This is a genomic window from Brevundimonas sp. Root1423, assembly GCF_001426805.1.
Map to the genome: position 1 here is coordinate 149,010 of NZ_LMFL01000045.1, position 19,092 is coordinate 168,101.

The 19,092-nt window shown below is 68.1% G+C and carries 16 protein-coding genes and 1 pseudogene; 6 read left to right on the forward strand and 11 right to left on the reverse strand.

Features of this window, described 5'->3' with window-relative positions; all coding sequences use genetic code 11:
• Position 1: 1 nt before the first annotated feature.
• Positions 2 to 949: a lipoyl synthase gene (gene lipA, locus ASD25_RS22355; protein ID WP_056620602.1), complete on the reverse strand. Its 948-nt coding sequence runs from the start codon at positions 947 to 949 to the stop codon at positions 2 to 4.
• Positions 950 to 1,117: 168 nt separating this feature from the next.
• Here lipA and ASD25_RS22360 point away from each other — a divergent pair, with 168 nt between their 5' ends.
• Both ASD25_RS22360 and ASD25_RS22365 read left to right on the forward strand, forming a co-directional pair.
• On the forward strand, positions 1,118 to 2,677 hold the full coding sequence (locus tag ASD25_RS22360) for an AMP-binding protein (RefSeq protein ID WP_082572562.1): 1,560 nt from the start codon (positions 1,118 to 1,120) through the stop codon (positions 2,675 to 2,677).
• 63 nt (positions 2,678 to 2,740) lie between these two features.
• Complete coding sequence (locus ASD25_RS22365) at positions 2,741 to 3,142, forward strand: DoxX family protein (protein ID WP_056620606.1); 402 nt, start codon at positions 2,741 to 2,743, stop codon at positions 3,140 to 3,142.
• Here the strand turns inward: ASD25_RS22365 and ygiD are convergent.
• Genes ygiD through ASD25_RS22380 form a run of 3 tightly spaced genes read right to left on the reverse strand, consistent with a single transcriptional unit; the run spans position 3,133 to position 5,309 of the window.
• Positions 3,133 to 3,894, reverse strand: coding sequence for a 4,5-DOPA dioxygenase extradiol (gene ygiD / locus ASD25_RS22370; RefSeq protein WP_082572563.1), 762 nt, complete (start codon positions 3,892 to 3,894; stop codon positions 3,133 to 3,135). The genes ASD25_RS22365 and ygiD overlap by 10 nt on opposite strands.
• A 24-nt stretch (positions 3,895 to 3,918) precedes the next feature.
• On the reverse strand, positions 3,919 to 4,428 hold the full coding sequence (locus tag ASD25_RS22375; RefSeq protein ID WP_056620608.1) for a hypothetical protein: 510 nt from the start codon (positions 4,426 to 4,428) through the stop codon (positions 3,919 to 3,921).
• Positions 4,425 to 5,309 carry a D-alanyl-D-alanine carboxypeptidase family protein gene (locus ASD25_RS22380; protein ID WP_235562843.1) on the reverse strand — a complete coding sequence of 295 codons (885 nt, stop codon included), beginning with the start codon at positions 5,307 to 5,309 and terminating at the stop codon, positions 4,425 to 4,427. Before ASD25_RS22380 ends, ASD25_RS22375 begins: the two co-directional genes overlap by 4 nt.
• 110 nt (positions 5,310 to 5,419) lie before the next feature.
• Between ASD25_RS22380 and ASD25_RS22385 the strand changes: the two genes are divergently transcribed.
• The 3 genes from ASD25_RS22385 (at position 5,420) to ASD25_RS22395 (ending at position 8,068) form a co-directional block, all read left to right on the forward strand.
• Positions 5,420 to 6,808 carry an MFS transporter gene (locus ASD25_RS22385; protein ID WP_200943691.1) on the forward strand — a complete coding sequence of 463 codons (1,389 nt, stop codon included), beginning with the start codon at positions 5,420 to 5,422 and terminating at the stop codon, positions 6,806 to 6,808.
• Positions 6,805 to 7,590: a nucleoside triphosphate pyrophosphohydrolase gene (gene mazG, locus ASD25_RS22390; RefSeq protein ID WP_056620611.1), complete on the forward strand. Its 786-nt coding sequence runs from the start codon at positions 6,805 to 6,807 to the stop codon at positions 7,588 to 7,590. Before ASD25_RS22385 ends, mazG begins: the two co-directional genes overlap by 4 nt.
• A 118-nt stretch (positions 7,591 to 7,708) precedes the next feature.
• Positions 7,709 to 8,068 carry an endonuclease domain-containing protein gene (locus ASD25_RS22395; protein ID WP_056620613.1) on the forward strand — a complete coding sequence of 120 codons (360 nt, stop codon included), beginning with the start codon at positions 7,709 to 7,711 and terminating at the stop codon, positions 8,066 to 8,068.
• A 57-nt stretch (positions 8,069 to 8,125) separates the two neighbouring features.
• On the opposite strand, the gene hflX is transcribed toward ASD25_RS22395, so the two are convergent.
• The 6 genes from hflX to dusB form a co-directional block, all read right to left on the reverse strand.
• Complete coding sequence (gene hflX / locus ASD25_RS22400; RefSeq protein ID WP_056621371.1) at positions 8,126 to 9,409, reverse strand: GTPase HflX; 1,284 nt, start codon at positions 9,407 to 9,409, stop codon at positions 8,126 to 8,128.
• Between the two features lie 172 nt (positions 9,410 to 9,581).
• Positions 9,582 to 9,827: an RNA chaperone Hfq gene (hfq, locus tag ASD25_RS22405; protein ID WP_055830158.1), complete on the reverse strand. Its 246-nt coding sequence runs from the start codon at positions 9,825 to 9,827 to the stop codon at positions 9,582 to 9,584.
• A 151-nt stretch (positions 9,828 to 9,978) separates the two neighbouring features.
• On the reverse strand, positions 9,979 to 10,842 hold the full coding sequence (locus ASD25_RS22410; RefSeq protein ID WP_056620615.1) for a D-amino-acid transaminase: 864 nt from the start codon (positions 10,840 to 10,842) through the stop codon (positions 9,979 to 9,981).
• Complete coding sequence (locus ASD25_RS22415) at positions 10,839 to 12,254, reverse strand: sigma-54 dependent transcriptional regulator (protein WP_056620617.1); 1,416 nt, start codon at positions 12,252 to 12,254, stop codon at positions 10,839 to 10,841. The genes ASD25_RS22410 and ASD25_RS22415 overlap by 4 nt, the downstream gene beginning before the upstream one ends.
• A 9-nt stretch (positions 12,255 to 12,263) precedes the next feature.
• A complete protein-coding gene (locus ASD25_RS22420) occupies positions 12,264 to 14,561 on the reverse strand; it encodes a PAS domain-containing sensor histidine kinase (protein WP_056620619.1) in 2,298 nt (765 codons plus the stop codon).
• Positions 14,558 to 15,613: a tRNA dihydrouridine synthase DusB gene (gene dusB, locus ASD25_RS22425; RefSeq protein ID WP_056620621.1), complete on the reverse strand. Its 1,056-nt coding sequence runs from the start codon at positions 15,611 to 15,613 to the stop codon at positions 14,558 to 14,560. Before dusB ends, ASD25_RS22420 begins: the two co-directional genes overlap by 4 nt.
• Positions 15,614 to 15,676: 63 nt before the next feature.
• Between dusB and ASD25_RS22430 the strand changes: the two are divergent.
• Positions 15,677 to 16,766: pseudogene (locus ASD25_RS22430) on the forward strand (bifunctional 2-C-methyl-D-erythritol 4-phosphate cytidylyltransferase/2-C-methyl-D-erythritol 2,4-cyclodiphosphate synthase).
• On the opposite strand, the gene ASD25_RS22435 reads toward ASD25_RS22430, so the two are convergent.
• A complete protein-coding gene (locus ASD25_RS22435; protein ID WP_056620622.1) occupies positions 16,763 to 19,063 on the reverse strand; it encodes a spermidine synthase in 2,301 nt (766 codons plus the stop codon). The pseudogene ASD25_RS22430 and the gene ASD25_RS22435 sit on opposite strands and share 4 nt — an antisense overlap.
• Between the last annotated feature and the right edge of the window lie 29 nt (positions 19,064 to 19,092).

The window sequence follows — 19,092 nt, forward strand, 5'->3', positions numbered from 1 at the left end:
CTCAGCGTCCGGTCTGCGCCAGACGCGCCGCGCGCAACCGGGCGAAGTCGTCGCCGGCGTGGTGCGAACTGCGGGTCAGGGGCGACGAGGACACCATCAGGAAGCCCTTGGCGCGGGCGATCGCCTCATAGGCCTTGAACTCTTCCGGGGTGACGAACCGTTCGATGGCGGCGTGTTTCCGGGTCGGCTGCAGGTACTGGCCGATGGTGATGAAGTCGACGCCGGCGGAACGCATGTCGTCCATCACCTGCATGACCTCTTCGCGGGTCTCGCCCAGGCCGACCATGATGCCGGACTTGGTGAACTGGTTGGGGTCGCGTTCCTTGACCATCTGCAGCAGGCGCAGGCTGTGGAAGTAGCGGGCCCCGGGCCGGATCTTCAGATACAGCCGCGGCACGGTCTCGAGGTTGTGGTTGAACACGTCCGGGGTGGCGTCGATCATCACCTCGGCCGCCCCGTCCTTGCGCAGGAAGTCGGGCGTCAGGATTTCGATCGTGGTGTTCGGGGCCTGAAGCCGGATCTGGCGCACGACCTCGGCGAAGTGGGCCGCGCCGCCGTCGGCCACGTCGTCCCTGTCCACCGAGGTGATGACCACGTGGTTCAGGCCCAGCTGGGCCACGGCCAGACCAACCTTGCCCGGCTCTTCCGGGTCCAGCGGCTTGACGTTGCAGAAGGCGCAGGCCCGCGTGCAGGTGTCGCCCATGATCATCAGGGTGGCGTGCTTCTGGCTCCAGCACTCGCCGATGTTCGGGCAGGCCGCCTCTTCGCAGACCGTGACCAGACCCTTGTCCTTCACGATGGCCCTGGTCGCATTGTACTGGCCCGAGCCGGGCGCCTTGACGCGCAGCCAGTCGGGCTTCTTGAGAACAGCCGTCTCCGGTCGGTTCTGTTTTTCCGGGTGACGCAGTTCGGCCGGCGTCTTCGTCAGGGTGTCGATCAGCGTGACCAAGGCGTCGCGGGCTCCGGACTGTGCGAAACCGCTATGTCGTCCTTCCTCGCGGCGAAGGCAAGGCAGGGGCCAGGCTCACGCAAGGTAACGTATCTTTTCAACGGAGCCTCGCCGCCCTAGTTTGCGCGTTCAGCATAACGGGCCGGACCCAACCGGGCCCCACGGAGGATGGTTTTGCGCGTACCCCTGGATACCAAGGCCGGTGAGCAGACCATTTTCGACGCCCTGATCGCGGCCCGCGAGAAGTTCGGCGACAAGGAAATCCTCGAGGACCAGGACCGCAAGCCCCTCACCTACACCGGCCTGATCCGCGCCGCCTTCGTGCTGGGCCGCAAGATCGCCGCCATGACGGAGCTGTCCGAGCGGGTGGGCATCCTGCTTCCGTCCAGCATGGGCGTCGTGGTCACCTACTACGGCCTGCACGCCCACGGGCGCGTGCCGGTGATGCTGAACTTCACCTCCGGCGAGGCCAACATCAAGGCGGCGATCAAGGCCGCGGGCGTGAAGAAAATCCTGACCGCCAAACGTTTCGTCACCCAGGCAAAGCTGGATGATCTGGTCGAGGACATTGGCACGATCGCCGAGATCGTCTGGCTGGACGACGTGCGCAAGACGATCGGCATCCAGGACAAGGTCTACGGCCTGATGGCGGGCCTGATGCCCAAGCGGTTCCGCACGAAGACCGAGCCGTCGTCGCCGGGCGTGGTCCTGTTCACCTCGGGCAGTTTCGGCGCGCCCAAGGGGGTGGTGCTCAGCCAGTGGAACCTCGTCGCCAACTGCCGTCAGGTGGCCCAGCACATCGACCTGCTGCCGGAGTGGGTGATGTTCAACCCGCTGCCGACCTTCCACTGCTTCGGCCTGACCGGCGGCGTCCTGCTGCCGATCCTGCACGGGATGAAGGCGTTTCAGTACCCGTCGCCCCTGCATGCCAAACAGATCGTCGAACTGCTGCCCGAGGTGAAGGCCTCGATCCTGTTCGCCACCGACACCTTCCTGAACCAGTACGCGCGCGTCGCCGCGGCTGATGACTTCGCCACCCTGCAGTTCGTCGTCGCCGGCGCCGAGCGCGTGCGCGACGAGACCCATCACCTGTTCAATACCCGCTTCCACGGCCTGAAGCTGCTGGAAGGCTATGGCGCCACCGAAGCGGCGCCGGTCGTGGCGGTGAACCACCCCGACCGCAACCGTCCGGGTACGGTCGGCCAGATGATGCCCGGCATGGAATGGCGCATCGATCCGGTCGAGGGCATCCCCGAGGGCGGGCGGCTTTATCTGCGCGGCCCGAACGTCATGCACGGCTATCTGTCGGCCGACGATCCGCTGTCGATCGATCCCCTGCCGGGCGGCTGGCACGATACGGGCGACATCGTCGATATCGACAAGGACGGCTACGTCTCGATCCTCGGACGGGTGAAGCGGTTTGCGAAGATCGGGGGCGAGATGGTGTCCCTGGCCGCGGTCGAGGGACTGGCCAGCGCGGTCTGGCCCGACGCGCGCCATGCCGTCGTCTCGATTCCCGACAGCCGCAAGGGCGAGAAGCTGGTGCTGGTCACCGATCGCAAGGACGCCGACGTCTCGCGCCTGGCCGAATGGGCGCGCAGCCACGGCGCCCCGGAACTGGCCGTGCCCAAGAAGATCATGCGCGTGGTCGAGGTGCCGGTCCTCGGCACCGGCAAGACCGACTACGTCGCGATCCAGCAGATGGCCGAGGTCGACAAGGCCGCCTGAGGCTTGGCTTTTATATGCAGCCGACTCGGTTGCAGACTGGCCTTCTCACCAAGGGAGGGTTCCATGTTCGACAGGTTCTCCGCGTATCAGCCTCAGCTTCTCAGCGTCCTGCGCATCATCGCAGGCCTGCTTTTCCTCTGTCACGGCACGGCCAAGGTGCTGGGCTTCCCCGCCGTCGAAGGCGTGCCGCCGCCCGGCCTGAGCCTCGCAGGGCTTTCCGGCCCGCTTGAACTGGTGCTCGGCGCCCTGCTGGTCCTGGGGCTGTTCTCGCGTCCGGCCGCCTTCCTCGCCTCGGGCTTCTGCGCCGTCGGCTACTGGGCGATCCACGGGATGCAGAACCCCTTCCCCATCCTGAACGGCGGCGAGACGATCGCGCTCTACTGCTTTGTCTTCCTGTACCTGACGGCGGCGGGCCCCGGACCGTGGAGCGTGGACGCCGCCATGCGCAAGAAGCCCTACGCCTGACCGATCCGCACGCCCGTCATCGAGATTGAACCGCCCTCGATGACGTCGTTGAAGAAGCTGACGTCGTCGTCCGGCCTGCGCTGGGCGGCGACGTACAGCAGCGGCAGATAGTGTTCGTCGGTCGGCACGCTCATCTGCGCATCCTCGGCCAGACCGACCCAGTTGATCAGCGCCGCGTCGTCGCCCCGCAGCAGGGCTGACTTGACCGCCTCGTTGAAGCCAGAGGCCCAGCCATAGGCCTCGCCGCCTGCCCGCTTCCAGGTGCGCAGATTGTGGACGAAGTCGCCCGAGCCGGCGATCACCACGCCCTCATCGCGCAGCGCAGACAGTTTCCGCGCCAGATCGAAATGCCCCTGCGCGTCCAGTCGGCGGTTCAGCGACAGCTGCACCACCGGGACGTCGGCCGCGGGCCAGACATGGGCCAGCACCGACCAGGTCCCGTGATCCAGACCCCATTGGGTGGTCTGCGTCGCTCCGGTCAGTTCGGCGACCCGCGCCGCCAGCGCCGGCGATCCCGGGGCGGGATACTGCATCGCATGCAGTTCTTCGGTGAAGCCGCCGAAATCATGGATGGTTTCCGGGCTCGCCTGCGCCGTCACGCCCAGCCCGTCGGTTTCCCAATGGGCGGAGACCATGACCACGCCCCTGGGCTTGCCGACCGAGGCGCCGACCTCGCGCCAGACGTCCGCATAGGGGCCGCCCAGGGCGTTCATGGGCGAGCCATGACCGAAGAAGATTGCGGGCTGGGACATCAAGACCTCCTGAAACGCCGGACGCTATTCCGTAACAGTGTCAGTGCTTGATATAGGTTCGACCGAAGACGCCGCAAGGGGACGGCCGATCGGACACACCCGGTCGTAGAAGGCCTGGTCGCCCGGCGTCGGCAGGCCCCGCGACAGGCGAAACCGGTGCTCGACCACCATGGCCTGCTGCTCGATGTTCAGGTCGGCCCAGCCGCAGTTCATGCCCACGGGGTACTCATAGGACGACGGCCTGTCCCCGGCCTTCAGCTTTCCCGTCAGCAGATTGACCCCCTGCTGCGCCTGCCAGACATGGGTCAGCTCATGGATGAAGGTCGCCTGCTGCTTCAGCGGCGACGAAGCCATGTCCGCCGGCAGGAACCGGCCTGGCCAAACGATCCACTCACGCCCGAACCAGCGCCCGGCGACGAAGGCCCGATCAAAGGGTTTGGGCGATGAGAGAATACGGACGGTGTCATAGATCAGGGCGTCGCCGAACGCCTCTTCCGCCAGCGCCCGCTCTCCGACCGTCAGCTCACGGATCATTGCCCGGCATAGCCTCCGGTCGGGCTGATCCACTCCCAGTGCCAGGGCTCATAGACGTAGGGGGTGAAGCCAAACCGTCCCGCGTTCTTGACCAGCCAGCGATAGGTCGGAGTGCGCGTCATATGCAGCCGGCTGGACGCCGAGGTGTTGTCGACACCGAGTCCCGACAGCTGGCCAACGTACAAATCCACCGCCGTCCCGGTCCGGTGCGGCGAGCAGACCGCCCGCCTCAGCCCGTCGCAATTGCCCGACGCCGCGCAGCGAGCCGCGTCGGCCTCGGGGTCGCGGAAGCCCGAGAAAATCTGCAGCAGCTCGGGATCATTGGCGACCTCGGGCACCTCGGCGCGCGCGGCGGCGACCAGCTGGCGATAGGCGTCCAGCACATCGCGCCGCAGCAGGCGGGTCAGGCGGTCCGCGTGCTCTTCGGATTCGACCAGATAGCCGAGCTGGTAGAGCGGCGGCGGATCGGGGCACGGGTCCTCGCGCACCCGCGCCATGATGAAGGGCCGCCGCTCCTGCCAGAGGCCGCGGAAGGTCTGGAAGGTCGCGGCGTCGAACCAGCCCGTCGGCGGAAGGCCGTGGCCGAACTGGAACTCCGCCAGCTTGCGCGCAAACACCGGCGAGCTGGGCGCGCAGTCGGTGCCCAGCTCGTGCTGGATCAGCGGCAGATAGGTTTCCCAGCCATATTCCGTCGGGCCGAACGGCGTCCATTCCATCCGCTGCCACGAGACGCTGTTGGCGAAGGCGGGGCCGGCCCATTCGATGGAGTCCGAGTCGCAGACCTCGGCCTGACCCGGCCGCCCGCGAGTCTGCGCCTCGGCTCCCGTCGCCGCGAACAGGCCGGCGGCGGTCAGCAGCAACAGGATCAGACGCATCAGCATGGGGGGATGGTGACCCCGACTGTGTGGCCACGGCAAGGCCCTTCGCGGACGCCCGCAAAGTCGGCATGGTGAGGCTACGGCCGACTCGGGCCGGATCGCCGGACCTGTCCATGACCGACGCACCCGTCGCCGCCGCCCCCGCCCGCCGTTCCAATGGCGTCCTCGCCGCCTTCTCCGGCCCCTGTCTGCCGCTGGCGGCCTTCGGCGTCGCCCTGCCGGTCACCCTGCCCGAGTTCTACGCCACCTATGTCGGGCTGGAGCTGGGCGTGGTCGCGGCGGTGTTCATGGCGGTCAGGCTGATCGACATCGTCTTCGACCCCTTCATTGGCTGGGGCATGGACCGGACGAAGACGAAATGGGGCCGTTACCGCCCGTGGATGGCGATCTCGACGCCGATCCTGATGCTGTCAGCCCTTATGATGTTCGTGGTGGTCCAGCCCGGCGCGGGGGCGGCCTACCTCTTCGGCTGGCTGCTGGTCCTCTATCTCGGCTTCTCGATCGGCACCCTCGGCCAGCTGGGCTGGGCCTCGGTATTGGCCCCGCAGTACGACCAGCGCAGCCGCGTCTACGGCTGGTGGCAGGTGTTCAACATCATCGGCGTGATCCTGATCCTGATCCTCCCGACCGTGGTGGTGAAGACCGGCCTCGGCGACTACGCCGACGGCGTGCGCATCATGGGCTGGGCTATCATGATCGCCCTGCCCGTCACCATAGGCCTGGCCATGTTCGTCGTGCCTGAGCCGGTCAACGCCGGCGCCGCCCCGCACGGCGGGCCCAAGGCCTACCTCGGCCTGTTCGGCAAGAAGACGGTGCGCAAGCTGCTGTTCGCCGACCTGCTGCTGGGCGTGGCGCCCGGCATCACGGGCTCGCTGCTGTTCTTCTTCTTCGGCCAGATCAAGGGCTACGACCACACGCAGGCCTCGCTGTTCATGCTGTTCTATTTCGTCGCCGGACTGGTCGGGGCGCCGTTCTGGGCCTGGCTGGCGACGCGGATCGGCAAGGACAAGGCTCTGGCGACGGCCAGCCTGATCTTCGCGGTCTTCTACATCGGGGCGACGCTGGTCCCGGGCGGCAGTTTCGCCCTGACGGCGGTCGCCATGTTCATCGCCGGCCTGCCCTATGCGGCCGGCCTGTTCCTGCTGCGGGCCATGATGGCCGACGCGGGCGACGAGATCCGGCTGGAGACCGGCGTGGACCGCACGGGCCTGATGTTCTCCATCCTGTCCGCCACCACCAAGATCGGCCACGTCGTGGCGCTGATCCCCTATCTGATCCTGCAACAGGTCGGCTTCCGCGCCATCCCCGGCGTCGAGGGCAACAGCGAGAGCGCCCTGCTGACTCTGCAGATCCTCTTCATCCTCGTCCCCGGCCTGCTGCTGGCCGCGGCGGCGCTGGTGCTGAAGGGCTATCCCCTGACGCCGGCCCGCCATGACGAGATCCGCAAGGCGCTCGAGGCCCGCGACGGCGCGGCGACGGATCCGGTGGCGGAGCCCGCATGACGCCCATCGACCGCCTGACCGCCATCATGGCCCGGCTGCGCGACCCGGTCGGCGGCTGTCCGTGGGACGTGGAGCAGACCTTCGCCACCATCGCCCCCTATACGCTGGAAGAGGCCTATGAGGTCGCCGACGCCATCGAGCGGGGCGACATGGACGAGCTGCGCAGCGAGCTGGGCGACCTGCTGTTCCAGGTCGTCTTCCATGCCCGCATGGCCGAGGAACAGGGGCTGTTCGCCTTCGACGATGTCGCCAACGCCATCGCCGACAAGCTGGAGCGCCGCCATCCGCACGTCTTCGGCGACGAGGCGGCGAAACCGGACGGCGCCGCCCAGAAGGCGCGCTGGGAGGATATCAAGGCCGCCGAACGGGTGGCCAAGGCCCAGCACGGCGTGCTGGACGACGTCCCCGTTTCTCTGCCCGCCCTCGCCCGCGCCGCCAAACTGACCAAACGCGCCGCCCGCGTCGGCTTCGACTGGCCCTCGACCGACGAGGTCTTCGACAAACTGGACGAGGAGGTGGCGGAGCTGCGCGTGGAGATCGCCGCAGGGGATCTGGACAAGGCGCGAGACGAGGTCGGGGACCTGCTGTTCGTGGTCGCCAATCTGGCGCGGAAACTGGGGGTCGAGCCTGAGGACGCGCTGCGCGGGGCGAATGCCAAGTTCGTCCGGCGGTTCGGGTTTATCGAGGCCGAACTGGCTAAGGACGGGCGGGGTCCGGAGCAGAGCGATCTGGCCGAAATGGACGGGCTGTGGGACGCGGCGAAGGCGCACGAAAGAGGCTGACTTTATAGCCTTAGGCTGTATCGGCTGGCGTCGCAAGTTGCCGCCGGACAAGCTGGCCCTCCGTCTCCTCCCTGTGGCGTAGCCATGGGGAGGGGGACCACGAAGTGGTGGAGGGGTAATGACGGCGCTGCTGACGATCGAGAGGGCCCGCGAACTTCGTCGGCGCATGACGCCACCCGAGGCGCGGTTATGGGTCTGCCTGCGGGGCAAACGACTGGCGGGTCTCAAGTTTCGCCGCCAGCATCCGATCGGCCCCTATGTCCTGGACTTCTACTGCGCGGCAGCAAAGCTGGCGGTGGAGGTGGACGGATCGAGCCACGAACGGTCGGAGCAGATCGCGCATGATGCGCGCCGGACAGCCTGGCTGCGCGAACAGGGCGTAAGGATCGTCCGGCTCGCCGCCGAGGATGTCCGGGTGCATCTGGATTGGGTCGTGGACTTCATCAAGCGAACGGCCCTTGAGCGGTGCGGCGGCTGATACCCCTCCACCGCTTCGCGGTCCCCCTCCCCATTCGCTTCGCGAACAGGGAGGAGACTAGGTCGCCGTCTGAAACTGCCGCTCAAACCGCCCGAGCGCCGCCGGGTGAAGCCGCACCACCACATGCGTCCGACCCTCGTCGTCCGTCTCGCGGCCTGTCACTCGCCCGTTCTCGTACAGCCAGGCCAGCGCCTCGCCCTGTGAGGGCAGCAGCACCAGTTCCGTCTCCGGATCGTCGTCGATCAGGCTCGCGATGGTGTCGCGCAGGGGTTCGATCCCCTCCCCGGTCCAGGCCGAGACAGCGACCGCCTTGCCCTGCGCCCGCAGACGTTCGGCCTGACCCAGTACGGCGTCGCGCACGTCCTCGGCCAGCAGGTCGGTCTTGTTCCAGACCTCCAGCACGCGTCGCGTCTTGCCCTCGGGCGTCGGGATCTGCTTCAGCACCGCCTCGACGTCCTTCGACTGGGCGTCGCTGTCCGGGCTGGCGATGTCGCGGACATGCAGGATCAGGTCGGCCTCACCCACCTCTTCCAGCGTGGCGCGGAAGCTCTCGACCAGTTCGTGCGGCAGGTCCGAGATGAAGCCGACGGTGTCGGCCACGATCGCGGGCCGGCCCTGCGGCAGGCGGATGGTGCGCTGGGTCGTGTCCAGGGTGGCGAACAGCAGGTCCTTGGCGAACACTTCGGACCCCGTCAGCCGGTTGAACAGCGTCGACTTGCCGGCATTAGTGTAGCCGACCAGGGCGATGGTCGGGAACGGGACCTTCTGGCGCTGCTTCCGGTGCAGGCCGCGGGTGCGGCGCACCTCGTCCAGCTCGACCTTCAGGCGGTCCAGTTCGATCTGGGTTTCGCCGGGGCCGCCGGTCGAGCCGGTGCCGCCGCGTTGCCGCTCAAGGTGGGTCCAGGTCCGGACCAGCCGCGACTTCTCATAGTCCAGCCGCGCCAGTTCGACCTGCAGCCGGCCTTCCTTGGTCCGCGCCCGGCGGCCGAAGATTTCGAGGATCAGGCCCGTGCGGTCGATGACCTTGCAGTCCCAGGCCTTCTCCAGATTGCGCTGCTGCACCGGCGACAGGTCATCGTCGACGACCACCGCCTCAGCCTCGGCGGCGCGGACAAGCGCGGCCAGCTCCTCGACCTTGCCGGTCCCGAACAGGGTGGCGGGCGTGGGCTTGCGGATGCGCACGATCTCCTCGGCGCGCACGTCGAGGTCCAGCGCCCGGGCAAGGCCGACGGCCTCTTCCAGACGCTCTTCAGCCAGCCGCGAGCTTTCGCTGCGGCCGTCCGGGTGAATGACGACGGCCCGGATCAGCGGGACGGCGTGGTCGATGTGTTTGGTGGTCAGGTCTCGGGCTTTCTCTACGCCGTCATCCTCGGGCTTGACCCGAGGATCGGATGTTGTGGTGCTGATCGACAGATAGGAAGTCGACGACCGTTGGGCCATCCCTGACGCACAGGCGCACCACGTCCGGCCCTCGGGTCAAACCCGAGGGTGACGGTCGAAGGGGATAGAGCGATCAGTCCTCGTCGGCTTCCGGCTCGTACAGCTGTACGGGCGCGGACGGCATGATGGTCGAGATGGCGTGCTTGTAGACGAGCTGCGACTGGCCATCGCGGCGCAGCAGCACACAGAAGTTGTCGAACCAGGTCACGATGCCCTGCAGCTTGACGCCATTGACCAGGAAGATGGTCAGCGGCGTCTTCGTCTTGCGGACGCTGTTGAGGAAGGTGTCCTGAAGGTTCTTGGACTTGTCTTGCGACATGGCAGGTTCAGCCTGTTCTTGTTTGTTTTCGGGCCTTGGGAGCGGCGCTGGCGCGGATCGAGTGTCCGGCCGCTCCAACATAGGCATCGGCGGCGGCCGATCAATCTCATTCCTTGCATCCCGACATTCGTCGGGTTGAGCGGTGGATCGGTCAGATAGCGTCGCGGATCGCCTGATCAAGATACAGGGTGCGCAACCGGGTGGCGATCGGGCCCGGCTTGCCGTTGCCGATCTTCGTCCCGTCGATCGACACCGCCGGCATCACGAAGCCGCTGGCCGAGGTGTAGAAGGCTTCCTTCGCCCGCTTGGCCTCGTCGACGCTGAAGGCCCGCTCCTCGAACTCCAGCCCCTCTTCCGCGATCAGCCGCATCACCGCTGCGCGTGTGATGCCGCGCAGAATGTTGGACTGGGAATCCCGGGTCCGCAGCTTGCCGCTCTCGTCGACGATCCAGGCGTTGGTGGACGAGCCCTCGGTGACCAGACCCATCTCGTCGACCATCCAGGCCTCGGCGGCGCCCTTCTCCTTGGCCGCCTGTTTGGCGAGGACGTTGGGCAGCAGGCCCACGGTCTTGATGTCGCATCGGCCCCAGCGGATGTCGGGATGGGTGACCACCGCCACCCCCTTCTTCGCCGCCGCATTGCCTTTCGACAGCGGCAGGGAGCGGGCGGTGACGATGACACTGGGCGGCGTGCCCTCGGGCGGGAACGGGTGGTCGCGCCGGGCCGTGCCGCGCGTGACCTGCAGATAGACCAACCCCTCGTTCACGCGGTTGCGCCGAACCGTCTCGTTGAGCACGCGGGCCAGCGCCTGCGCCGTCATCGGGATGGGGATGCGCAGCTCGTTCAGGCTGCGGTGCAGGCGCGTCATGTGCCCGTCGAAGTCGGCCATGCGGCCGTCGAACACGGACCAGACCTCATAGACGCCGTCGGCGAACTGGAAGCCGCGGTCCTCGACATGAATCACGGCCTGCCCGTGCGGCTGGTACTGGCCGTTGACGTAGGCGACGCGGCTCATTCCTCGATGACCTCTTCGATGTCTTCCTCGCCGCCGCGCGCCGGGGAGACGCCCAGCGACTTCAGCTTCCGGTGCAGGGCTGACCGCTCCATGCCGATGAAGGCCGCGGTGCGCGAGATGTTTCCGCCGAAGCGCATGATCTGCGCCGCCAGATATTCCCGCTCGAACACCTCGCGCGCCTCCCGCAGCGGCAGGGCGATGATGCGTTCGCCGCCCAGGGTGCCGGTGGAGTTGGCGTTGGTCGCCTCCTGAGGCAGCATGTCGGCGCTGATCGGCTCGTTGACGTCGCCGGTGGCCAGGATCAGCAGCCGCTCGACGTTGTTGCGCAACTGGCGGACGTTGCCCGGCCAGGGATGGACCTGCAGCACGGCGATGGCGTCGTCGCCGATCCTGCGGCGGGGCAGGCCCTGCGACGACGAAAGGGTGTCGATGAAATAGTCGATCAGCTCCTGGATGTCCTCGCGCCGCTCGGACAGGGCCGGGACACGAATAGGCACCACGTTCAGGCGGTGGAACAGGTCCTCGCGGAACCGGCCCTCGGCGATCTCCTGTTTCAGGTCGCGCGAGGTCGAGGTGACCACACGGATGTCGACCTGGACGTCCTGCTCGCCGCCCACGCGGCGGAAGCGTTGTTCGACCAGCACGCGCAGCACCCGGCTCTGGCTCTCGCGCGGCATGTCGCCGACATCGTCCAGATAGAGGGTGCCGTTGTGGGCGCGTTCGAACACGCCGATCTTGCGCGGACGCCCGTCGACGCCCTCCTCGCCGAACAATTCGATGTCCAGCCGCTCAGGCGTCATGCCCGCGGCGGCGATGGCGACGAACTCGCCCTTGGCCCGGGCGCTGGCTTCGTGGATCTGGCGCGCCACCAGTTCCTTGCCCGAGCCCGGAGGGCCCGAGATCAGCACGCGGCTGTTGGCCGGCGCCACCTTGGCGATGGTGCTGCGCAGGGCCTGGGCTGCGGCGGAGCGGCCGATGAAGCCCGTCGGCGCCGCCACCTGGGCGCGCAGCCGCCGGTTCTCGCGCTTCAGCGAGCTGGTCTCCAGCGCGCGTTGAACCACGACCACCAGCCGGTCGGACTTGAACGGCTTTTCGATGAAGTCATAGGCCCCGCGCTGCAGCGCCGTGACCGCCGTCTCGATATTGCCGTGGCCCGAGATCATCACCACCGGCAGGTCGGGATCCAGCTCCTTGATCACATCGAGCAGCTCCAGTCCGTCCAGACCGCCGCCCTGCATCCAGATGTCCAGCAACGCCAGCGACGGCTTCCGGGCCCGGATCGCGGCCAGGGCCTCGTCGGAGTTGGACGCCGTGCGTACGGCGTGGCCCTCGTCCTCGAGCAGGCCTGAAACCAGCTCGCGGATGTCGGCCTCGTCGTCGACGACCAGAATATCGGCTCCCGTGGATCTCATGACGCCTCGCTATTCGGCGGCCGGCAGGATCGGAGCCCGGGACGCTTTCGCGCCCTTCGCCCCGGCCGCGCCGGCCGATTCAGGTTGGGATTTCAGGGGGAAGATCAGGCACACGCGGGCGCCCGACAGGTTTTCTGCGTCAGCCAGCTTCAGCTCGCCGCCGTGTTCTTCACAAATGCGTTTGACGATCGCCAGCCCCAGGCCTGTGCCCTTCTCGCGCGTCGTCACATAGGGCTCGGTCAGGCGATCCCGGTCCTTGGCGGGCAGGCCCATGCCATCGTCCTCAATGACGAAGGTCGCCGTCCCGTCCTCCACGACCAGACGCGCCGAAATGCCGGGACGGTCGCCGTCCTCCGGCCGGGGTGCGATAGCCCGCCGCGCAGCCACGGCCTCGCCCGCGTTCTTGAGGATATTGGTCAGGGCCTGACCGACCATCGGGCGGTCGGCGTGCAGGGTGACCTTGGGCAGCGGCTCGACCAGCTCCACGCCGATCTCCGCCTCGGCCACCCGCTGGGCGAACACCGCCTCGCGGAGCAGCTCGGCCGGATCGGCCGCGGTGAAGCGGGGCGCGGGCATGCGGGCGAAGGACGAGAACTCGTCGACCATCCGGCCGATGTCGCCGACCTGGCGGATGATGGTCTCGGTGCAGCGGTCGAACACCTCGACGTCGTCCATCACCTGCCCACGATAGCGCCGCCGAAGCCGCTCGGCTGACAGCTGGATCGGGGTCAGGGGGTTCTTGATCTCGTGCGCGATCCGCCGCGCCACGTCGCGCCAGGCGGCATTACGCTGGGCCGTGACCAGCCGGGTGATGTCGTCGAAGGTCAGCACCATCTCGCCGCCGACCCCGCCCTCGATGCGGACGCGCAGACGGCGGGTCTCGCCCTCCAGGCTGACGTCGATCTCTTCCTCGATATGCGCCTCGGCCCGGCCGGCCAGTTCGCTGAGCTCGGGCGACACCTCGCCCAGCGGGCGGCCGATGATGTCTGGACTGCGGATGGCCAGCAGCTCCACGGCGCTGTCGTTGATAGCCGAGACGCGCCGTTGCCGGTCCAGACCGATCACCCCGGCGGATACGCCCGACAGCACAGTCTCGATGAACCGGCTGCGGCCCGTCGCCTCCTCGCTGGCGGCCCGCAGCGCGGCCTGCTGCGCCTCGAGGTCGCCGGTCATGCGGTTGAAAGCCGCCGACAGGGTCTTGATCTCGCCCGGTCCGTCCTCGCCGTCGACGCGCGCCGTCAGATCACCGGCTGCGACCCGGTCGGCAGCCTCGACCAGCCGCCCGATCGGCGCCGAGATGGCGCTGGCAGCGCCCATTCCCAGCCAGATTGCGCCGACCAGAACCAGCAAGGCCGTCTCGATGTAACTTAATGCGAAGGCGGCCTGAATGCGCTGCCGGCTGTCCTGCGCCTCGCGGTAGGCAATGATCGACTCCTCGCCGTTGCGCATCTGGGCGATCAGGCCGTCCTTGAGCGGTCTGACCAGATACAGATAGGCGTCGCCATAGGCCGGCAAGGCGATCAGGGATCGCACGGTGTCAGGCTTCTCGGTCACCTGCTGGGGTGGTTCACCACCCTCGGCCGCAGCCTCCAGAACCGCCCGCGGCGGCGCGACATAGGGCGGTGCGCCGGGCCCCTCGCCGCTGGCGAGAACCTCGCCCTCCGGGCCAAGAATGTAGATGGCGGGATAACCGAACAGGTCGGCGATCTGGGTCAGCGCGTCGGAAAACTGGATCCGGTTCTCGAACAGCGGCCGGGCGCCGACCAGTTGGTCGGAGATCACGCGAAGGTCGCCGTCCATCTCGTCCGACACGTCGTTCAGATAGGCATCGCCAATCAGGGCGCCGTTCTCGACCGCCGACTGGACGTTGCCGCTGAACCACTGATCCACGCCGCGGTTCACCAGCACCCCGAACACCAGCGCGATCACCACCGCCGGAACCAGCGCCACCAGAGAGAACAGGGTCACGAAGCGCAGGTGCAGCCGCGCGCCCGCATCTGTACGTCGCCGGAACAGGGACAGCGCTCGCCGCCCCACTGCCACAGCCAGACTGCCGATCAGCAGCAGATTGGCGCTCAGGATGATCAGCACCGCCTGGCTGATAGAGGCCCGCGCGCCCTCGCCGGCCCCGCCGGGGGCCACGGCGACCAGCCAGATGGCTGCGATGGTGACGAGGAACGCCAGGGCATAGGCGACGAGGAAGACCGTACGCCGTCGCTCTTCAGACCAGCCGGCGAACCAGCGAACCGCGCCGCGTCGATCTGCGGTGGGTCCGGGTTCTGCGTCGGCGGTCGGTGTATCCGTCATGCCACGCGAGCTTTGACCACCTGTGGCGAAATATCAACAGCGTGGTTGCCCGAATGCGTCACTGAACGCCACAGCGTTGTCAGCTCCTGCTCTACCTCCTCGGGGCTTTCGAGCCTGCAGAGTCGGGATTTCGCCGCGCGCCGCTCCACCGGTTCAGCCGGCCAGGGCGCCTGTTCGACATACCAGCCAAGATGTTTTCGGAACATCTTCAGGCCCAGCGGCAGGCCGTAGAAGGCGACTGACGCCCGCAGGTGTTCGATGACGATATCCAGCCGCTCTTCGCGTCCGGGTTCCAGCAGCACCGTTCCGTCCGCCAGCGCCCGCTCCATGTGCGCCGCCAGCCAGGGCCGGCCATAGACCCCGCGGCCCAGCATCAGGGCGTCTGCCCCGGACTGGCGCATGGCCTCGCGCGCATCATCGGCGGTCAGGATGTCGCCGTTGACGATGACGGGAATGCCCACCGCCGCCTTTACCTCGCCCACCGCCGTCCAGTCGGCGACGCCGGTGTAGAACTGCTGCCGGGTTCGTCCGTGGACGGTGACCGCCTTGATCCCGATTTCCTCGGCCCGCTTCGCCAGCAGGGGCGCGTTGCGGTGCGCATCGTCCCAGCCCAGCCGCATCTTGACCGTCACCGGCCGCGTCGTCGCCTCGACCGCAGCCTGCATCAGCCGGCAGGCCAGTTCGGGCGTCCGCATCAGGGCCGAGCCGCAGGCCGAGCCGGTTACTTCCTTGGCGGGACATCCGAAATTCAGGTCGACGATGTCGGCGCCGGCCTTCTCGGCCATGCGAGCGCCCTCGGCCATCGCGGCCGGATCTCGGCCCACAAGCTGGATCACGGTCAGAGGGAGGCCCTCGCCTACGGCGGCGCGGCGGACGACATCCGGGCGGGCCCGGGCCAATTCGGCGGCCGCCACCATCTCGGTCGCGACATAGGCGGCGCCCAGCCGCGAGGCCAACCGCCGGAACGGCAGGTCGGTGATCCCGGTCATGGGCGCGGTCAGCACCCGTCCGGGCACCCACACGTCGCCGATCTGTATGCCTGCAGCAGCCATAAGGCCCTTTCCGCGCCGTCGACGCCTCTCGTCAAGCGCAACCGCGGCGATTAGAAGGCCGGGATGACCACGCCCGCACCCGCCTTCGCCGCCATCGTGGTCGCCGCCGGCTCCGGCTCCCGCGCCCCTGCTGAAGGCAGGGGCCGAAGATGTCCTGGTGGTCGTTGCCCCCGGCTCGGACGCGGAAGCACGCGACGCCCTCGACGGTCTTTCCGGCTGGCGACTGACGCCGGGCGGAGACACCCGCGCCGCCTCGGTGCGCAACGGCCTGCAGGCGCTGGGCGGCGCTGGAGACCGGCCTGTCCTTATCCACGACGCCGCCCGTCCGTTCCTCGACGACGCCGTCATCCATCGCCTGATCGCGGCGCTCGACGACGCCGACGGGGCCCTGCCCGCCCTGCCCGTCGCCGACAGCCTGCGCCGCGCGGCCGACGGCCTGGTATCAGGCGCCGTAGAGCGCGACGGCCTGTGGCGCGCCCAGACCCCGCAGGCGTTCCGCTATCAGGCCATCGTCGACGCCTACGCCGCCTGGCCCGCTGGCGAGACCGCCACCGACGAAGCGGCAGTGCTGGAACGCGCCGGCGGCCGTGTCCGCATCGTCGAGGGCGATACACGGCTGATGAAACTGACCTTCCCCGAGGATTTCGCCATGGCCGAAGCGCTCATCCCCCGCCAGATCCGCGTGGGTCAGGGCTTTGACGCCCACCGCTGGGGGCCAGGAACATCCGTCTGGCTGTGCGGCGTCGAAATTCCGCACGACCAGACCCTGATCGGCCATTCCGACGCTGACGCCGGCCTGCACGCGCTCACGGACGCCCTGCTCGGCGCCATGGGCGACGGGGACATTGGCGATCACTTTCCGCCGACCGATCCGCAATGGAAGGGTGCGGCGTCCGACCTGTTCCTGATCCACGCCGTCGAACGGCTGACCGCGCGCGGCGGCCGGCTCGTCAACGTCGACGTCACCCTGATCTGTGAGCGGCCCAAGGTGAAGCCGCACCGTCAGGCGATGCGCGAACGGCTGGCCGACATCCTGTCGCTTCCGCTCGACGCCGTCAGCGTCAAGGCCAGCACGACAGAGGCCATGGGCTTCACCGGTCGCGGCGAAGGCCTCGCCGCCCAGGCGCTGGCGACGATCGAACTGCCCGCCTAGAGCGGCCGTTCCGCCGGCGGGAACATGCTGCGCCACAGCGAGCCGAACAGATTGACGTAGTCGTCGGTCCACGGCCTCACCGTCGTTGGCAGAGGCTGTTTCCACCGGGCGTCAGCGCGGAAGTCGGCCAGCCCCTCGGGCGTCGGCGACAGGATGAGGGCCTCCGTCGAGGCTTCGGCCATCTCGGGGGTCGAGTCCCCCTCGTAGTAGATCTGGTGCAGGCTGGACTTGCCGAGCGCCTGCGCCGCCGCGATGGCCGGCAGGGTGATGTCGAGGTTGCGGTTCGACAGGTGCAGCACCACCACCCCCTTCGGCTTGAGCAGCTTCAGATAGCCCTCGATGGCCTCGGCCGTCAGAAGGTGGGTCGGGACCGCGTCCGACGAGAAGGCGTCGATGATCAGCAGGTCGTACGAACCCGCCGGCTGCTTCGCCAGGGTAAGCCGCGCGTCGCCGAGAACCGTGTCGATCGGCCCGGCGGCGCAGTCGGAGATATAGCTGAACCATTCAGGATCGCGCGACAGCCGGTCGACCATCGGGTCGATCTCGAAGAAGGTCATCGAGTCCTCGGCGCGCTTGTAGGTCGCCATGGCGCCCGAGCCCTGACCGACCACGCCGATCCGGGCGGGGCCCCGCGCCTCGACCATCTCGGCCGCCTGGCCGATCGGCGTGGCGGGGGCGTAATACAGGGTCGGCACGCAGTCGAACCGCGGGTCCCGCGCCTGTGCCCCGTGCAGGGTCGTGCCGTGCATCAGCACATGCACGTCGCCGCCCAGTCGAGGGTCGGGCGAATTGGCCACCCGCATCACGCCGAAGAAGCTGCGGCCGGAATAGCTCCAGTCATAGCCCCTCGCGATCCACTGCGACGACAGGGTGATGGCCAGCAGGATGGCTGTGAAAGCCAGCGCCCGCCCGCGCACCAGAAAGGCGCAGATGGCGACCGGCAACAGCATGATCATCGCCAACTGCCCCATCTCGAAGGGCGAGGTGGCGTAGAAGGCGGCTCGCGCGCCGTCGTTGCTGTTCAACCACAGGGACAACAGCACTGGCGACGCCGCCACGACAAGGGCGGCCACGACGACCCCCGTCTGCGTGCCGTTCAACGGCCCCTTGCCCCACGGCCGGGCCAGGCCGACCAGCACCAGAACCAGCGGATACTCCCAGACCATGTTGAAAATGACCGGCGCGATCAGGGCAGTGAACGCTCCGCCCACGACGCCGCCCAGCGACATCAGCAGATAGAATTCCGTCAGCCGATCCGGCGCCGGCCGCCGCGCCGCCAGCAACTGGTGACACATCAGGGCGGCGAAGAAGAACGCTGCCAGGTGGATAGCGAAGGCGATATTCCAGTTGGCCGAGCGGAAGGCGACCGTCAGAACGCAGACCGCGCCGATCGCCGCCTGGATCGGCAAGGTCGCGTTTAGCGGAATCCAGGGCTTGTTCTGGAAGGCGATGACGAAAGTCAGCAGATACAGGGCCAGCGGCACGACCCACAGGAAGGGAGCCGAGGCTACATCGGTCGACAGGTGCGAGGTCACGCCCAGCATCAGGCTGGACGGCGCCGCAGCCAGCAGCACGAGAATGACCTTTTCGCGCAGCGTCATCGGCGGACTGGCGGCGAGCCGGGCGGGCTCGGCCGTGCGGTCCAGCCGCCGGCTCCAGACCACGAAGGCCAGCGCCACGACCATCAGCATGAAAGCGACATAGCCGCCGCTCCAGCCCCACCGTTGCCCGGACAGGGTCGCCAGCGGCTCGATCAGGATCGGGTAGGACAGCAGCGCCAGGAAGCTGCCGAGGTTGGAGGCCGCGTACAGCACATATGGGTTCTGGCCATCGGCGTATCCCGCGCGAACCCGGGCATACCAGGCCTGCAGCAGCGGGGCCGTCGCCGACAGCACCGCGAAAGGCGCGCCGACCGACAGCGCCAGGGTCCCCAACAGCCAGCCGACCGGCGCCGACGGGTCAGGGTCTCCCAGCCAGCCGTTGATATGCAGCGGCAGGAACAGGGCGGCGGCGACCAGCAGCGCCAGATGGATCGCCACCTGTGTCTTGATCGAGCCGACCTTCTGCAGGAGGTGGGCGTAGCCGTAGCCGGCCAGCAGCGCGGTCTGGAAGAAGACCATCGCCGTGTTCCACACCGCCGGCGATCCACCCAGCATCGGCAGGACCAGCTTCGTCACCATCGGCTGGACCACGAACACCAGCGAAGCCGAGGTGAAGATGGCCAGGGCGAACAGCAGCGGCGTCAGCCTGTCGGGCGCGCGCGTGTCGATAGCCGTGTCCCCGGTGGTGTCACTCATGCCCGCCCCGTATGCTGGCGCCGTTATCA

Bases quoted from the DNA above. Each gene is read 5' to 3' on its own strand.
- ASD25_RS22360 (WP_082572562.1), top strand. From the start codon at position 1,118: ATGGTTTTGCGCGTACCCCTGGATACCAAGGCCGGTGAGCAGACCATT.
- ASD25_RS22365 (WP_056620606.1), top strand. From the start codon at position 2,741: ATGTTCGACAGGTTCTCCGCGTATCAGCCTCAGCTTCTCAGCGTCCTG.
- ygiD (WP_082572563.1), bottom strand. From the start codon at position 3,894: ATGTCCCAGCCCGCAATCTTCTTCGGTCATGGCTCGCCCATGAACGCC.
- ASD25_RS22375 (WP_056620608.1), bottom strand. From the start codon at position 4,428: ATGATCCGTGAGCTGACGGTCGGAGAGCGGGCGCTGGCGGAAGAGGCG.
- ASD25_RS22380 (WP_235562843.1), bottom strand. From the start codon at position 5,309: ATGCTGATGCGTCTGATCCTGTTGCTGCTGACCGCCGCCGGCCTGTTC.
- ASD25_RS22385 (WP_200943691.1), top strand. From the start codon at position 5,420: ATGACCGACGCACCCGTCGCCGCCGCCCCCGCCCGCCGTTCCAATGGC.
- mazG (WP_056620611.1), top strand. From the start codon at position 6,805: ATGACGCCCATCGACCGCCTGACCGCCATCATGGCCCGGCTGCGCGAC.
- ASD25_RS22395 (WP_056620613.1), top strand. From the start codon at position 7,709: ATGACGGCGCTGCTGACGATCGAGAGGGCCCGCGAACTTCGTCGGCGC.
- hfq (WP_055830158.1), bottom strand. From the start codon at position 9,827: ATGTCGCAAGACAAGTCCAAGAACCTTCAGGACACCTTCCTCAACAGC.
- ASD25_RS22410 (WP_056620615.1), bottom strand. From the start codon at position 10,842: ATGAGCCGCGTCGCCTACGTCAACGGCCAGTACCAGCCGCACGGGCAG.
- ASD25_RS22415 (WP_056620617.1), bottom strand. From the start codon at position 12,254: ATGAGATCCACGGGAGCCGATATTCTGGTCGTCGACGACGAGGCCGAC.
- ASD25_RS22420 (WP_056620619.1), bottom strand. From the start codon at position 14,561: ATGACGGATACACCGACCGCCGACGCAGAACCCGGACCCACCGCAGAT.
- dusB (WP_056620621.1), bottom strand. From the start codon at position 15,613: ATGGCTGCTGCAGGCATACAGATCGGCGACGTGTGGGTGCCCGGACGG.
- ASD25_RS22435 (WP_056620622.1), bottom strand. From the start codon at position 19,063: ATGAGTGACACCACCGGGGACACGGCTATCGACACGCGCGCGCCCGAC.